General features: G+C 43.9%; 14 protein-coding genes. 11 read left to right on the top strand and 3 right to left on the bottom strand.

The features are described 5' to 3' along the window. Positions 1-37 precede the first annotated feature (37 nt). Together HF638_RS16595 and HF638_RS16590 are read left to right on the top strand one after the other, a co-directional pair. Positions 38-2,908 carry a ComEC/Rec2 family competence protein gene (locus tag HF638_RS16595; protein ID WP_169481196.1) on the top strand — a complete coding sequence of 957 codons (2,871 nt, stop codon included), beginning with the start codon at positions 38-40 and terminating at the stop codon, positions 2,906-2,908. 394 nt (positions 2,909-3,302) lie between these two features. Next, positions 3,303-3,791, top strand: a complete 489-nt coding sequence (locus HF638_RS16590) for an NUDIX hydrolase (RefSeq protein WP_169481195.1) — start codon at positions 3,303-3,305, stop codon at positions 3,789-3,791. Positions 3,792-4,017: 226 nt separating this feature from the next. Here HF638_RS16590 and HF638_RS16585 read toward each other — a convergent pair whose 3' ends face one another. Beyond that, positions 4,018-4,470 (bottom strand): hypothetical protein, encoded by a 453-nt coding sequence (locus HF638_RS16585; RefSeq protein ID WP_169481194.1) that lies wholly within the window; start codon positions 4,468-4,470, stop codon positions 4,018-4,020. Between the two features lie 1,176 nt (positions 4,471-5,646). On the opposite strand from HF638_RS16585, the gene HF638_RS16580 reads away from it, so the two are divergent. Together HF638_RS16580 and HF638_RS16575 are read left to right on the top strand one after the other, a co-directional pair. Next, a complete protein-coding gene (locus tag HF638_RS16580) occupies positions 5,647-6,219 on the top strand; it encodes a hypothetical protein (protein ID WP_169481193.1) in 573 nt (190 codons plus the stop codon). A gap of 14 nt (positions 6,220-6,233) precedes the next feature. Beyond that, a complete protein-coding gene (locus HF638_RS16575; RefSeq protein ID WP_169481192.1) occupies positions 6,234-7,040 on the top strand; it encodes a copper amine oxidase N-terminal domain-containing protein in 807 nt (268 codons plus the stop codon). A gap of 137 nt (positions 7,041-7,177) precedes the next feature. Here the strand turns inward: HF638_RS16575 and HF638_RS16570 are convergent, their stop codons facing one another. Then, complete coding sequence (locus tag HF638_RS16570; protein ID WP_062835531.1) at positions 7,178-7,480, bottom strand: hypothetical protein; 303 nt, start codon at positions 7,478-7,480, stop codon at positions 7,178-7,180. A 351-nt stretch (positions 7,481-7,831) separates the two neighbouring features. Between HF638_RS16570 and HF638_RS16565 the strand changes: the two genes are divergently transcribed. The 3 genes from HF638_RS16565 to holA all read left to right on the top strand — a co-directional run bounded on the left by HF638_RS16565 (position 7,832) and on the right by holA (position 10,936). Next, complete coding sequence (locus tag HF638_RS16565; protein WP_017687205.1) at positions 7,832-8,380, top strand: RNA polymerase sigma factor; 549 nt, start codon at positions 7,832-7,834, stop codon at positions 8,378-8,380. Next, on the top strand, positions 8,377-9,663 hold the full coding sequence (locus tag HF638_RS16560) for an anti-sigma factor family protein (protein ID WP_169481191.1): 1,287 nt from the start codon (positions 8,377-8,379) through the stop codon (positions 9,661-9,663). Before HF638_RS16565 ends, HF638_RS16560 begins: the two co-directional genes overlap by 4 nt. Before the next feature lie 256 nt (positions 9,664-9,919). Next, complete coding sequence (gene holA / locus HF638_RS16555) at positions 9,920-10,936, top strand: DNA polymerase III subunit delta (RefSeq protein WP_169481190.1); 1,017 nt, start codon at positions 9,920-9,922, stop codon at positions 10,934-10,936. 189 nt (positions 10,937-11,125) lie between these two features. Here holA and rpsT read toward each other — a convergent pair whose 3' ends face one another. After that, positions 11,126-11,398 (bottom strand): 30S ribosomal protein S20, encoded by a 273-nt coding sequence (gene rpsT / locus HF638_RS16550; protein WP_169481189.1) that lies wholly within the window; start codon positions 11,396-11,398, stop codon positions 11,126-11,128. A 175-nt stretch (positions 11,399-11,573) separates the two neighbouring features. On the opposite strand from rpsT, the gene gpr reads away from it, so the two are divergent. The 4 genes from gpr (at position 11,574) to lepA (ending at position 16,388) form a co-directional block, all read left to right on the top strand. Next, positions 11,574-12,575 (top strand): GPR endopeptidase, encoded by a 1,002-nt coding sequence (gene gpr / locus HF638_RS16545; RefSeq protein WP_169481188.1) that lies wholly within the window; start codon positions 11,574-11,576, stop codon positions 12,573-12,575. A gap of 145 nt (positions 12,576-12,720) precedes the next feature. Further along, on the top strand, positions 12,721-14,016 hold the full coding sequence (locus tag HF638_RS16540) for a stage II sporulation protein P (protein WP_169481187.1): 1,296 nt from the start codon (positions 12,721-12,723) through the stop codon (positions 14,014-14,016). Positions 14,017-14,070: 54 nt separating this feature from the next. Beyond that, positions 14,071-14,427, top strand: a complete 357-nt coding sequence (locus HF638_RS16535; protein ID WP_169481186.1) for a DUF3679 domain-containing protein — start codon at positions 14,071-14,073, stop codon at positions 14,425-14,427. A gap of 146 nt (positions 14,428-14,573) precedes the next feature. Continuing rightward, positions 14,574-16,388, top strand: a complete 1,815-nt coding sequence (lepA, locus tag HF638_RS16530) for a translation elongation factor 4 (RefSeq protein ID WP_169481185.1) — start codon at positions 14,574-14,576, stop codon at positions 16,386-16,388. Positions 16,389-16,492 lie beyond the last annotated feature (104 nt).

Here is a 16,492-nt window from a genome sequence, read left to right as displayed (position 1 = left end):
TTCTGCGTTCAACGGGTGAAATGAAGGAGGGGTAGAAATGAAAGGCAGACCGTTACTAAGTTTTACGATTTGTTGGTTGTGCGGGAGCGGGATAGCATGTGCGTTAACAGGCTGGACGTTAATCTGGGGAATGATTGGAGCGCTGGCATGTCTGCCACTTCTACTTCGTTTCATAGATGTACGTGGGTGGTCTATTTTATTTTTACTCGCTGCCTTTATTGGAGGTGCTGCACATTGGGAATGGAATGATGCACGCAATCATAGCAGTCTGTCCGAGACTACTCATATCTCTGCTAGAGAGTTGGACGGCTTGGCAGCCAAAATTCAGGGTGAGCTTGTGTCAGATGTACGTATTGATGGAGATCGGGCAGACTTTAAGATACAGATGTCTACAATATTGCCCATATCGGATTCATCAGCAGATACAGATCTGGCAACATCATCTGCATTCAAAATAGATGAACAATTAATGGTACAAGTCAGACTGGTGGAGGAAGAAGAACAACAGGTAGCAGCGGACTGGAAGAGGGGCGATTCCATCACGCTTAATGGTTCTTTTAGCTTTCCTGGGGAAGCCAGGAACTTCGGTGGGTTTGATTATCGCAGTTATTTGCGAACCCTACATATCCACTGGTTGTTCAAAGTGAAGGGAGCCAGTTCAGTAACAGCAGCTCCCCCCGAAGGGCTTGGACAATTTAACGTACTACGATGGACGGATTGGACGAGGCATACGTTGGGTTCGGCGGTCGAGCATTTATTTCCTGAGCCTCATGCGGGATATATGAAGGGTCTGATTATCGGGATGGCTAATGATATCGATCCAGGCACCTATGGTCAGTTTTCACAACTAGGTTTAACGCATATTCTGGCAATCTCCGGAACCCATGTCGCTGTATATGTTGCTTCGCTGCTTCTTATTCTATCTTGGCTAAGGCTTACCAGAGAGACGGCACTCACGATTGTTCTGATCCTGGTGCCAGCTTATGTACTGTTATCCGGTGGTTCACCTTCAGTGATTCGGGCAGGAATTATGTCTATGATTGGGTTGTATATGGCACGTCGTGGCCTCGCCAGAGACGGCCTTCAGATGATCAGTGCAGCAGCATTATTGATGATGTGGTGGGACCCGTACTTTTTGCTAAGTGTCAGCTTCCAGTTATCTTTTCTCGTGACCGCAGGTTTGATGATTTATATGCCATTGATTAACCGGCTGTTCAGAAGCTGGCCGAAATCTCTTGCCGCAACAGCATCGGTTACGGTGACCGCTCAGCTGATTTCGTTCCCAGTAACCATTCTGTACTTCAACCAGTTCTCACTGCTCTCATTTGTAGCTAACTTTCTGCTGGTTTCTTTGATCAGTGCGATTGTATTACCTCTAGGGACGGTCGCCATGCTGTTGTCATTCATATGGGTTCCCTTGGCGAGACCTCTGGCATGGATAGCGATGCAACTGAATCAACTGACATTTGTAAGTGTAGAGTGGATGAACAGTCTGCCAGGTTTTGTGTTGATCTGGGCAACACCTTCCTTGTTGTGGATTTCCGCATATTATGCCGTGCTGTATGCCTTACTTTACCTGTTGCATCGTGGCAATGGTGAGCAGCGAGAAATAACGTTTATTGAGGAGGATACGGCTCCTCTTATGAGGCGACAACCTTCAGTTTCAATGGGGAATGTCGGCATTCGCTCTTCGATGTCTACCGTGGCACAGGATCAAGGTAAGAACCGTGTAGGTGAAAAAGAAACTTCATTGACGACATTAGGAGCCAGTATTGCCTGGCCGGAGTACACAAGTGCATTTACCGCACGAGGGGCAGGTTATTATGCACATGCACGAATGAGTAAAGTTCAGCGATGGTTGTGCGGCTTGCTCGCAATCAGCTTTTTTGCTGGATTGTGGTGGGCATATCAGACTCCGCAACCTGTTGGCGCCGGCATCGTGCAGTTTTTGGATATCGGGCAAGGGGATAGTACTTTGATTACAACCCCGGAAGGCAAACACATTTTGGTGGATGGAGGAGGCACGGTGAGCTTTGGAAACACCGAACAATCCTGGAAAACAAGGCGTGATCCGTATGAAGTGGGAGCGAAGGTCGTGGTTCCTCTATTGAAAAAGAGAGGCATCCATCAACTGGACGCTGTAATTGTAACGCATGCCGATCAGGATCATGCCGGAGGACTACAAGCTGTACTGGAACAGATTCCGGTTAAACGTTTCATGTTTAATGGCACAACCAGTGGTAAAGAAAAATTTGATAAATTACTGGACACAGCCAGGGAACGGAACATTCCTCTATACGCCATTCAGCAGGGCATGTCCTATAAGGCTGATAAGGAGACGAGTTTACATTTTATAGCTCCAGATCTGGCACATATGGATGTAAATGAATCAGGCAATTTGCCTGTATCTGAACACCAAAATCATGATTCCGTTGTCTTTTTGCTGGAAATGGCCGGGGCTTCTATGTTGTTCACCGGCGATATGGATGCAGCAGCCGAGCAGGACCTGCTCTATATGATTCAGGATGGCTCGTTGGCTGCCCAGTTTGAACAGAAAGGTGCAGATATTGGAGTTACAGAGGGAGTTGTACAAAGGATACTTACACGACCGTTGCAAGTTGATTCAAATAATGCTCCACCAGCATCTGTCTCCATTGACGTGTTAAAGGTCGCTCATCATGGTAGTAAAACGTCGTCGACCGAAGCTTGGCTCGAATACTGGAATGCCAAAACCGCCGTCATATCTGCCGGTGTTAACAATACATATGGGCATCCCAATCCGGGGGTGATGGAACGTCTGGAAGCTACCGGGTCAGAGATCTATCGGACGGATCAGATGGGTGAGGTTCAGATGAGAGTGAAAGATGGAAAGATTGATATTCGGTACAAGTTGGTTGGAGTTGAGTGATGGATACTACATGGCCGCATAGTAAGCAGGTTGAAGAGTTTAGAAAAAAGGATATGACGGCACGCAATGTGACTTAACCCATTAGAAGATAAATTTTTACCCATATGTCTGCCGGAAATTGCTTTAATTTCCGTTAGTTTTTGCTTTTCGGAACACAAACAGAAGCATAAGTTTGTCAGGAGTCAAAATTGGAAGCATAAAGTTTCCGTGAGTTCCTAATAGAATGATAATTCGAGTATATAGCCAGCTAATCTATAGGGGTTCTTTTGCATTAAGCTAACGGGGAAGTTAGTTCCATCATGTCGACAGTATCTTTTAGAAATTCACAAAGGCAGGAAAGTATAAGAAGTATGTGGAATAAATATACAAATTTATCTTATTTGGAGGTTGTAAAATGACGTTCCCGACACATATTGTATCTGCAGGTGGAATTGTAGAGGATGGAACTGGAAATATCCTTTTAGTAAAAGCCCATGACGATGGTTGGGTGTATCCTGGTGGGATAACTGAAGTAGGAGAAAACCTGATTGATGGTGTCATCCGTGAAATCAAAGAGGAAAGTGGAATAGACGCCACGGTTAGCTATTTGATTAGTGTTATTTCGAATACAGCAATCCATAAGTGGTATGACGGTGTGACTGATGTCCCTACGAAGGTCATGTTTGATTTCGTGTGTAAAGCTGTGGGTGGAGAGTTAGCTACTTCTAATGAAACGAGCGAATGCAGGTGGGTTCCAAAGGAAAATGTTCTGGATTTGATTACTTTACCTGGAATCCGCATGCGTTATGAAGCTTATTTGAACTTTAACGGCTCTGTGAATTATATGGAGTATGTCACTGCTTCAACGACAGAATTTAATGTCAAGCTTCAAAGAAGTGTTTAGTTGTACGAGGGATCGTGTAATGAACTAACGGGAAACGTTAGCTTAATAAAAACAATAAGGTAGCTGATCAATGTGATCGGCTGCTTTATTATGCCAAAAATCAATAGCATACAATGGTTAGACTGATTGCCTTGTCCATTCATTAAAACACTGAAGTGCTAATCACGTATTGGAACCATAAGTTTACCAAATGGAAACCTTATGGGTTAAGTCGTACGCAACCTATTTATCGGTTTGAAGACAAGTGAAGAAAAATCCGATTTAATACCAACTGGAAGGCTAAAAAGATAAGAGAACCTGCAATGATGTGGATAGTCTGAGCGGAAAAAGTATTGAAGTTAAGTGTAAATATCGAGTAGATGATCCCACCTATGAAGCCTAATAGACCATATGCAACGATTGCAACGAGCAATCTTTTATACGTATTATCTTTTTTTCTGTATAAAAGTAATCCATCCACCAATATAGAAAGGGGCGTAAGTAAGAAAAGTAAAATAGCAAGGTTAATCAATAATCCAACCGCAAATTTATACCCGAATGAATAATAGTAAGTATTTTCTAATCTTTCATCTATAGGGACATAGTGATATATCCCCATTGCAAGTGAAATGAACACTGCAGTTAATACAGCTGCAAGTATTTTTCCACGTGGCCTAATGATTCTATGGTTTTTTGTCATTATGAGCATTAACCTCCATCTTGAATAATTATATTTAACAACAGATAGGCTAAGGTAACTACTATATTTTAGCATACACAGACTGAGAAATAATTAGTGAGGGACATTGATCGGGTAAGTACTTGTTTGACCGATAACAGAAAAAAAGTCGTTCCGCTGCGAACGACTTCTTCTTGAATTGCATGATAATAACATATTCCAATCGTTATGCGCTGTCAGGATACTTCGGCTGTCTCTTAGGGAAGGTGACTAGGAAGGAATTACTCTCTTGCTTTTGAGATACTAATCGGCAAGCTAATTATAGTTGCGCTGAATAAATTGAGTATGTGATCAATTTGATCCCAACTTTTATGACCTATTATCATATTAAATGCAATGAATAAAGCACTACTGAGTAGAAAGAATCCCAGGAAGTATTTGAAAAAGATTTTTAGATTCATTTAGTCTCCCGCATATCCATTTATAGTTTTGTTAAGGTTGCACGTTCTATTTCGTTTGTAATATGTTTTCTATTTTAGATGATTAAATGCAATCATTTGTTTTTGGTTTATTATATATATGTAAAAATATGTTTTTAGTTACGGATTTGATTAATGTTATGTGATTTTTGTTGCAGGATTATGGTTATTTTTACTGAGTGTTAGTTAGGCCCACCTTGAAGAAGGGCTAGAAATACCTAGTGATCGTAGCACTATACATAATAATGAGGGGATCAAGAAAATGGAACTTGTAGAAATGGCACAAAGTAAAAGTAACAGTAATGCAACTCAGAAGTTTAGAGTGAAATGGATTAGAAAGGCGATAGCTCTATGCATTGGACTTTTAGTTATCGGTTTGATCGCAGGACAGTCCTCCGCTTAGGCATCATCTGGATCGGGTAGCTCCATCATTTCAGATCTTGACCGGAATGATTATTTACTCGACGATGGTACACTTTGGTCTAAAGGGACCGTAAGTGGAGTATGGACACAAAATCGAAAACTGATCGGTATTTCAAAATCAGACGACCATTCCATCTATGGTTGGACTGCCGATGGCCAAGTCATTCGGTGGGATAAGAACAATGCACATATACCAGTAACGAAACAATTCAATGGTGTGATTAAGGTATATGGCCATGGATGGATTCAGCTTCAGGATGGGAACCTTTATAATTTTGATGATCAGGCTAAGGTTTTGGAATCGATTATCGATGCGTATTCTTATTGGAGTAGTACTGGAAGCGATTCTTCTTATAGCGCATTATCTTCATCAGGAGATATATATTATGACAAATACAACAAAATACGTAGAGCAGGAAATGTACCTGATGGTATAGCGATTGCAACGAATGGTGTTTACGCAGCAGTGCTGAAAAATGATGGCTCGGTAGTGATTGTAAGTATGCTGTATGAGGATGACTACATCACGGTTGCGAATAAAGTGCAATCTTTGATTTGGTGGGGTGGGACGCATAAGCTGCTCACGGTGAAACAGGATGGAACCGTCTGGAGCTACGATCGAACTGCCAAATATAAGGGCGAGCAACTGCCGGGTTTAAGTAACGTATCGCGGATGGTGTATGCGCCTAATCTGGATGAGCTATATGCACAGTTACAAGATGGATCATGGGCTACATATGATAATGGAAAGTTAACTCCTCTATCAGCTCCCGCCTTAAATCAAGTGACACTTACGGCATCTTCCAAGGAAGCTAATATTGGGGATACGATTACCCTTACCGTTCAGGAGAATTATAGTAATAGTTAACAGGCGCCACTTTGTTGGATGGAAATGTATACTTGCCAGTACAGTCTGTGTTCAAAACTTTGGGAGCCAAAATTGATGTCAAAGGCTCATCTTTTGAAATTCAATTTGGAGATGACAGTATTACTTTGAAAAAAGGGAGTGCTGTTGCGCGATTAAACAACAAAGAGTTGAAGTTGAAAGGGAAAGTACAAACCATTGGAGGACAAACTGTATTTCCTGCGGACTTGTTAAGACAGGCTGCGGGTATTCAGGTTCGATGGGATGCTGAGCTAAAGCAGGCCAAGGTACTGGTTGGAAATTCTTCTATTCTGGTGGAATCGAAGGATACACTTGCACTGATCAAGAAAAAAGAGCTGGGGAATCTTGCTCGCTTCATTGGCAAGTCCTACTGGATCAACAGTGATACGAGTTTAGGGCAACGTTTCAGTAAAGTGACCATATTAGATATCAAAATTGAGAAGATTAAATACGGTGATCGAAGTTACTCTATTATCTTCCGTAATGCAAAAGGAAAAACCGTTTCTGCTTACGTAGGAGGTGCACCTTCCAGTGTGACGGAGATGCTTGCCGATTCCAACCAATTCTTCTCTTCTGATCCGTATAAGAAATACAATTGGTCCAAGTCCACTTGGAATAAAATCATTGCTGGAGAAGTAGCTTTAGGAATGAACATAACTCAGGTGCGCCTTGCATGGGGAGATCCATCGAGCATTACGTATGAAACGAGTTCAAAAGGTAAAATCGAGGTTTGGGTGTATGCCAGCTCCGCAGGCATAAGAGCTTTAGGGTTTCTCAATGGCAAACTGATGGCGATTTACTGATGAATGCACCAATTCATCACTTCAACTGATTGCAAATTACAGCACAGCACAAAAAAAGCCCGCTTTCCGTTACACTCCACAAGGGGAGAATATCGGAAAATGGGCCATTTTTTCAAACTGTGGAAGAAATATAAGTACTACTCCACGCCGTCCTTAAAGTGTTTGTTCCAGTGTTTGTCGCCTTTGTGCAACAGATCTTCTACCGTTTTCTCGAGAGTCATCAACAACTGTGCTCTAACATCAAGTACGGTTTCTCTGTACAAGCGTTCTTCCGATCCAACGATTTTATCGCCGTATAATGCCTGTGCAGCTACGTACTTCCGATGTTCCTCGACCAGAGTATCAATGGACTCTAATGCATGTTCCACAAAATGGGAAATACTTTGGTATTCTTTGGGCATTTGTTCTTTTAAAGCTTGAATTTTCGCAAGAGCTGGCATGCTCATCACCTCGTGTTTATGAATGTAAATTTACAATACACTATTTTCATGAAAATTGCATTAAAAATAGCTTAAATTTGGACAAATTTCGACTTTTTTTATTTTAAGGACCAAAAAAGTGGTTAGCTATAATGTATGCCATTGCATTTGAATTGAGTCGTGTAAGTAATGGAATCCCTTTTAGACTCGTTTGGTGACTCGTTATGCGATTTCTGTTATTCTAAGAGAAGATTTCAGCGGCCCTAATACATACGCCGTTATTTTGTTATGGCAAATTAAAAAAATACTTAACTTTGCAACAATTTTATTGATGATCACGTCTGTAAGGTTGCAGGGAGAGGGGGATCCTTTGTGGTAGAGCCGGAACTCATCAGAGCCGCTCAATCGGGCGATCGCGACGCTCTAATTACCCTATTGCGGGAGATTGAACAACACGTCTATCGGACCGCATATTACATTCTAAATAATGAACAGGACGCTTTGGATGCTGCTCAGGAAGCGTTGATCCGAATTTACACCAAAATCAATTCATACGAAGAAAAGGCCCAATTCAAAACATGGGTACAACGCATCGTCACGAACATCTGTATTGATAAATTCAGAAGAACCAAGCCGTCCGTCTCCATTGACGAACATGATATGGTTTTTCAGGATAATCAGGATGTGGAGTACGAGGTCATGTCTACATACGTGGCCCAAGACATTCAGGATGCGATCAACAAGCTTCCCGAGCATCATCGTACCGTTATTGTTCTAAGATATTTGCAGGACTTATCCTACAATGAAATTGCGGATTGTCTCGATCTTCCGTTGAATACGGTGAAATCTTATTTATTTAGAGCCAGACAGCAATTACAGAATCTACTACAGGAATATCAGAAAGGTGGTGTGACAGGATGAAATGCGAAGAGGTGGTGGAATGGATGCACCGCTATCTGGATCATGATCTGGGCGAAGCGGAAACCGCGCAGATGCTACAGCATGTGGCCAAGTGTCCGGAGTGCGCCGAGAATTTTAGTTTACTCAGAGCTCTTTCCAGAGAACTGGAAGAATTACCGCAAGTAAGCCCGAAGTTTAGTCTGGTTGATGCGATTATGCCACAGCTTGATGCTATAGACGAAGCGCGTAGGGAGCAAAGTAGCACCATACAGGAAATGAATCCTGTCCCCGCTGCATTTGAGAATTTACAACGTTCAAGTGAGCGGAAAACGAAGCAAAAACAAAAATGGCTTAACTCGATGGCAGGACGAATGTCCATGGGGGCAGCGGCTGCTGCAGTTGTATTGGGATTTGCCATCTGGGGATATGAGCCTGAACAGATTGAGAATGCCGATTCCATGATGCTGAGCTCTGGAGCTACTCAAGAGAGCGGCAATGTGGATCAGAATGCCTTGAGTAAGAATATTGAGAATTATGATCCTTCAACTTCATCCCAATCAAGCAGCAACGATGTATTTGTGAGTGAATCTAATGCTTCCTCAACGGAAGGGGATAACCCGGGATCAGAAACCATGCCTGAAGAGAATGGTGGAGATCAGGTGCAGGAGCCTGAAGTTCAGACAGATCCGACACCTCAACAACCGGCTACTGAATCAACGCCTGCTCCGAATAAAGGAACTCAGGATCATTCGTCCAGTTCTCCTTCGACCGATAGTCAGAAGAGTGAGGTTCAGAACCAAGACGCTGAGCAGAGAAATCAAGAATCAGGAACTGCTCCTACTTCTTCTGCAGATGGAGAAGAGGATGGAGCAAATGAACCGGGCAACGCAGATGAGAAATCCTTCACTTCTCAGACCATCACACCGAATACAAATGAAGATGCACCGGTAGAAGGTGATGCTGTTCCTGATTCAGGTACAGGTGCGGACACCTCTGGAGGAAACAAAGGATTTGCAGGACCAGATCAAGGAATGGCTACAACGGCAGCGCCAAAAGAATGGAAATCACCTGACGGCTCCTATGTAGTTATGCTTCTTGGTGATCAAATCAGCATATACTCCAAACCTGCCAATGAACCGGATGTTCTGAATCTGGTTGAGCAGCGCAATATAGAGGGAACGCTAAAGTCAGCAAGTTGGTCGAAAGATGGTACCCTATTTAACTACGAAACGGACAAGGAAGGAACGACGGCGAAGAACTCGTTTAACGTACCTTCTGTTTCAGGTGGAGCTCCTGCGAAATAAGTGGAATTGGGGATTCAACGCCTCTAAAAGAAAGAACATTTTCAGTATGACAAGCATATATTGGAAGTAACAAAACGTCCTATCTCAGTTCAAACAACTGACGTCGTATGACCGCGCACCAGCTTTTTCTAGAACTGCTAGTGTCTGCGTTTATATAGATGTAGGACAGGGGACCTTCATCCACAACTGGATGTAAGGTCCCTTTGTTGTCTTGCGCTTTTTCTGGTAGGATAAGAGGGATAAGGAGGCACCGTGAATGGATGTAAAAAGTGCAACAAAGGCAATACGTAGTGGAGAACCGGCTCCGATCTATGTGCTGTATGGAACGGAAAAGTATCAGATACAGCAATTTACGGATATGTTAAAAGAACAGGTGATTGAAGAAGAACATCGTGATTTTGCGATTATTCCATATGATTTGTCTGAAACGGCTGTGGAGGTCGTTATTGAAGAAGCAGAGACCGTACCATTTCTGGTACCCCGCAAATTGATTATTGTAAGGGATGCAAGTCTATTTACCGCAGGTAAAGAATCCAAGATTGAACACCAGGTTGATCGTCTGCTTACATATATGGAAAATCCGGCAGATTACAGTACAATTGTTTTCCTGGCCCAAGGGGATAAGCTGGATGAGCGGAAGAAACTGGTGAAGGCTGTCAAGAAACAGGCGGTAGTTCTTGCTTTTGCTCCACTGAGTGGAGATGAACTGTTGAATTGGATTGTGAAACTGGCGAAGCAGCGGGATGTCTCTTTTGAGACAGGAGCGGCGGACACATTGATCAGTTACGCGGGAACAGGTCTTCAAACGTTATCTGCTGAAGTAGACAAGTTATGTTTGTTTGCGGGTAATGGGGGAACAATCAAGCGTGCTGATATCGAGTCGCTGGTTGCCCGCAGTACAGAGCAGAATGTATTTTCACTGGTGGAAGAACTCGCCAATTTGCGACTGGAAAAAGCGTTGGCTCTTTTCTATGAGTTGCTGAAGCAGCGCGAAGAACCAATTAAAATTGCGGCTTTAATTGCACGTCAGTTTCGGATCATGATCCAGGTGAAAGAGTTGGGCCAACAAAGTTACTCCCAGCAGCAGATCGCCAGTCAGCTTGGTCTGCATCCATATGCCGTTAAGATTGCGGGGGAACAAGCCCGTAAATTTCAGGCGGAACGTCTGAGAACGATATTGAGTCACCTCAGTGAACTGGATTACCAGATGAAAACAGGAGCGGTGGATAAAGTGCTTGGTCTGGAGCTGTTCTTATTAAGACTTGGTGCGTGAATGTATACGTAAACCTATAAGAATAATAGTATGATAAAAAAACAAAGCGACCTTTGCTCCATGATGGTTAGATCATCGGAATAAAGGTCGCTTTTGTCTGTGTCTTATACTTATCGAATCAGATACTAAAAAATCCTGAAAGCCTATGCTGTTCAGGATTTTTCCATTGGATCGTATAAGTAACGCTTCTTACGCTTGTGCGGAAAGAGCGTTCAGTTTTTTCGCCAAGCGAGACTTTTTGCGTGCTGCAGCATTTTTATGAACCAGACCTTTAGTTACAGCCTTGTCCAGCTTTTTGGAAGCAGCTTGAATCGCAGATTTTGCAGTATCAACTTCGTTACTTACCAGAGCAGCATCAGCAGCTTTAACAGCTGTACGGAGTGCAGACTTCTGGGAAGCGTTGAGTGCGCGGCGCTTGTCGCTCGTTTTTACGCGTTTAACAGCGGATTTGATGTTTGGCATTACATTCACCTCCTGTAAGGCATTTGCATGAATACAAACGTTTCACAACTTAAAATATTCTATCACGCTAGCATGTAAAATGCAACAGATATTCCTTCGATGTTCGACATGCTGCATAAAGAAACTCTTTTTCCCACACAATATGCTCAAATGCGGTAAGGGAGGCAGGGACAGAATGACACTGGATTTGCAAAACTATACAGTTCGTACCGATTTGGCAATCGACTCCAAGGAAATGGCACAAGGTGTACAGAAACAGACCATTCCCGGACTACGGGAAGATGTGGAGAAAAAAGAGGGTATTACAATCACACGTATTGATGTACTTAATGATGAAGCGGCCAAAGCCATTGGTCGAGTGAAGGGCCACTATGTCACTTTGGAGGTGCCGTCACTACGGAATGGTGATACGGAGTTACAGGAGCGTGTTGCCGCCGAGTTCACACGTGAGATGGAAAATTTTATGGTTAAGGCTGGAATTAACAAAACATCCAAGGTATTGATTGTTGGCTTGGGTAACTTAAATGTCACCCCGGATTCACTCGGTCCACTTGTTGTGGAAAATCTGATGGTGACCCGTCAGTATTTCGAGTTGGTGCCAGATCAGGTTGCGCCAGGGTATCGGGAAGTCAGCGCGATTGCTCCAGGGGTTTTAGGTACAACGGGCATTGAATCCAGTGACATCGTACAGGGGATTGTAGACCGGACCAAGCCGGATGCCATTATTGCGATTGATGCGCTGGCCTCCCGGTCCTTGGAACGTGTAAATACAACGATTCAGGTCGCGGATATTGGTATCCACCCTGGTTCCGGCATTGGGAACAAACGGCGTGGTTTGACCCGTGAAATATTGGGCGTTCCTTGCATTGCCATCGGCGTACCAACTGTATGTTATGCGTCTACCATTGTGAACAATGTCATTGAGATGATGCGCTCACACTTCCGCCAGGAAACGGATCAGACGAAACAGATCATGGGCATGCTGGACGACATCGGTGAGCAAGATCGCTTGAGTCTGGTGAAAGAGGTACTGGAGCCACTGGGTCATGACCTCATTGTTACTCCCAAAGAAATTGATGAGTTTATTGAGGGAATTGCCAATGTTATCGCTACAGGACTCAACGCCGCACTCCATGATGCAGTGAATCCGGATAACGTAGCCGCCTATACACACTAAAACTTAAACTGCTGAGAAGAAGGTCCGAATCTATCGGACTTTCTTTTTTTTGTTCCTGGAATCTTTCATTTTCCTGTTCTATCAAATTGGGCCGGCTCATAGAGTTGAAGTATAAGAGTTGTCCAGCAGGGAAGGAGACAGCAGAATGAACAAGATATTGGCCTGGAATATTGGGAAGTGGAAAAAAAGATGTCTGCACGTGCTGGCCATGGGCCGTACGTTGTTGTTGCTTATGATCATATCTGCCTTGTTTTTTGTCGTACTTGGTCTGGGAGGCATGGCAGAGAAGCGCTTGAATAATTCACCCGTTTCTTCCATGAAAGGATTTGCAAGCGCCGTATCAAGCCGCTTTTTCGTCGATATGCTTGGTATGGAGATGCCTCATCTCACCCAGAAAGAACAGACATCTGCCATATCCGGTGAGAATCTCACCTCTTTTGTTTTCCAATTGCTGACGAATGTTAACCCTCAAGACCCCAAGAGCCTGATTGCGAGAGAAATGCCGGGCATGGGTTCCAACCAACCTGTACTTCTCCGACCTGGCTCTGGTAATGAAAAAGCCGAGGCTCCAGAAGATTATCAGCCCGGTCCTGGTCTTACGGATACGACGTCAGCGGGTGGAGGGAAACCCGGTAGTGAGCTGCATGTTCCACCAGGTCAGGACAACACGGATCCACCTGATTCGAGCGAGCCTGGAGATGGAGAAGTTAAAGGAAACCCCCCAGCGAAGGATGGCGAGAAAGACAATAGCGGCTCACCGACAACAGGCAAAAAATCAGTTCTCATCTATCATTCTCATCCAAGGGAAGGCTACAATCCGCTACTAGGTACGAAGAGTGACAATCCATCAACAGGCAAATCAACAGGCAATGTATTTCAAGTGGGAACCTACCTCTCAGACAGTTTGGAGAAGCTGGGAATCGGCGTAGAGCACGCCAAGGATGATTATCCCACCAAAGTAAAGGACTATAACTGGAACTATTCCTATAAATACTCCCGTCAAACGGTAAAAGCGGCACTCGCTCAAAATGACGACCTGACGTATCTCATAGACATTCATCGTGATTCACAGCGTCATGGCAAAACAACGACTACTATTAATGACTTGGGCTACGCCAAAGTGTATTTCATTATTGGACATGAAAATCCAAATTGGCGGCAGAATGAAGCCTTTGCAGCGAAAATTCATAAGAAACTGGAAGCTAAGTATCCTGGGGTATCCCGTGGTGTCTGGGGCAAGGACGGCGGAGGAGCCAACAACGGAGAGTATAACCAAACCCTTTCACCCAACAGCATTTTGATTGAGATTGGTGGGATTGATAATACTGGGGCTGAACTACAACGGACATCCAAAATTCTCGCTGATATGATTGCGCAAGTGTACTGGGAAGATCAGAAGGTAGACAAAGCCAGTGTAGAAACCTCGTCACAGGGTGGATAGGGACTATATATGTATGAAGATGAAAATAGTAGAGAGTAACAGGAGGCAAAGAATATGTCCAGATTCGGTAAAAGACTGTTATCCATCGCTGTATTAATGTTGCTGGGTGTTCTGTTTGGAATGCAGCTGGCCGGCAGCAACTTTCATATGGGTAATCCATCAGGCGGCACGTCAACCGCTGTGACAACAGAGCCAACTTCATCAGTTACCGAATCTGTTCCTACTGCTCCTGTCCAAAAGGAAGTCAAAGAAACATTTGTACCTGTTCAGTCACCAAGTCAAGTGCTTGGGGCAGATCAGAGTAAGGCTCCGGTTGATGTGTTGGCAGACAAAACAGCGGGACTATTGCAAAATCTCTCTCATAGTGGAATCAAGTGGGTGGTCTCTCTTTTTAGCGGAGTTGCTGAATAAAACACCATGATTTAAAGGTACAATATAACCTCTGGGAGTTTGATGATCACACTTTATTATAAAGTTAAGACATCACGGGATTGATGCACTCTGCATCAACTGTTATAATGAAGTGATTGACACTAGGCTGTTTCTGGGGGTAAGGAATGACTGATATTCGGGCAAGACAACGTAAAATTCGTAACTTTTCTATTATTGCACATATAGATCACGGCAAATCAACACTTGCGGACCGGATCTTGGAGTACACAGGTGCGCTGACAACACGAGAAATGCAAGAACAAGTACTGGATCAGATGGATCTCGAACGTGAACGTGGAATTACGATCAAGCTACAAGCAGTAGCCTTGACTTACAAAGCGGATGACGGTGAAGAGTATCTATTGAATCTGATCGATACACCTGGACACGTAGACTTCACGTATGAAGTATCACGGAGCCTTGCAGCATGTGAAGGCGCTCTACTCGTTGTGGATGCGGCTCAGGGAATTGAAGCCCAGACACTCGCCAACGTGTATCTGGCATTGGACAATAATCTTGAAATTTTACCGGTTATCAACAAAATTGACCTTCCAAGCGCTGATCCTGATCGGGTGAAGCAGGAAGTAGAAGATGTTATTGGTTTGGATACGAGCAACGCTGTTCTAGCTTCGGCCAAAGCAGGTATCGGAATCAAAGAGATTCTGGAGCAAGTGGTGCAAAGTGTTCCTGCACCGACTGGTGATCCGGATCAGCCGCTGAAAGCGTTGATTTTCGACTCACATTATGACCCGTACAAAGGTGTAATCGTATATGTACGTGTTGTTGACGGTAAAATCAAATCCGGTTCCAAAATCAAAATGATGGCAACAGGTAAAACATTTGAAGTCATTGAAGTTGGAGCGTTCAAACCTCGCATGTCCATCGTGGACGAGCTGAACGTGGGTGATGTTGGATTTATCGTAGCGGGTATTCGGCATGTAGGTGATACACAAGTCGGGGATACGGTAACGGATGCCAAAAATCCAACACCGGAACCTTTGCCGGGTTATCGCAAAATTAATCCAATGGTTTACTGCGGTCTCTATCCGATCGAAACATCGGACTATGTTGATTTGCGTGAAGCGTTGGAGAAATTGCAATTGAACGATGCTTCGCTCAGCTTTGAGCCGGAAACATCCAGTGCACTCGGTTTTGGATTCCGTTGCGGATTCCTTGGACTGCTTCATATGGACGTTATCCAGGAGCGTATTGAGCGTGAATTCAACATTCCGTTGATCACGACTGCTCCAAGTGTAATCTATCACGTGACCTTGACGAACGGTGATGTGATGAAAATTGACAACCCATCCAACTATCCTGAAGTAGGACGGATTGATTATGTCGAGGAACCATACGTTAAGGCAAACATTATCGTACCGAATGATTATGTAGGTACCATTATGGAGCTGTGTCAGAATAAACGCGGCGAATATGTGAATATGGAATATTTGGACACAACCCGGGTTACCATTACTTATCAGATCCCGTTGTCTGAGATTGTATATGACTTCTTCGACCAGTTGAAATCCAGTACCAAAGGATATGCATCTCTGGATTATGAGCTGTCTGGTTATCGTCAGTCCAACCTGGCAAAAATGGACATCGTGCTCAATGGCGAACAAGTCGATGCCTTGTCCTTCATCGTTCACCGTGACCGTGCGTATAACCGCGGACGCATTATCTGTGAGAAGCTGCGCGAGCTGATTCCACGGCAAATGTTCGAGGTGCCGATTCAGGCATCTGTTGGTACCAAGGTCGTTGCTCGTGAAACGGTAAAAGCAATGCGTAAAAACGTACTTGCCAAGTGTTATGGTGGTGACATCTCGCGGAAACGGAAACTGCTTGAGAAGCAAAAAGAAGGTAAGAAGCGGATGAAGCAGGTTGGTAACGTCGAGGTGCCACAAGAGGCATTCATGGCGGTACTGAAAATTGATGACTAAACAATCTAATTTGAAATACATCACAGAATGTGTATATTCAAACTAGATTAAGGAGAATTCAATTTCGGGTACATCACAGAGTGTGTGTATCGAAATTGAATTGT

The organism is Paenibacillus sp. SZ31, assembly GCF_012912005.1.
Classification (GTDB): domain Bacteria; phylum Bacillota; class Bacilli; order Paenibacillales; family Paenibacillaceae; genus Paenibacillus.
The sequence above is the reverse complement of the archived record's forward strand: the minus strand, read 5'-3'. Positions and strand labels throughout refer to the sequence as shown.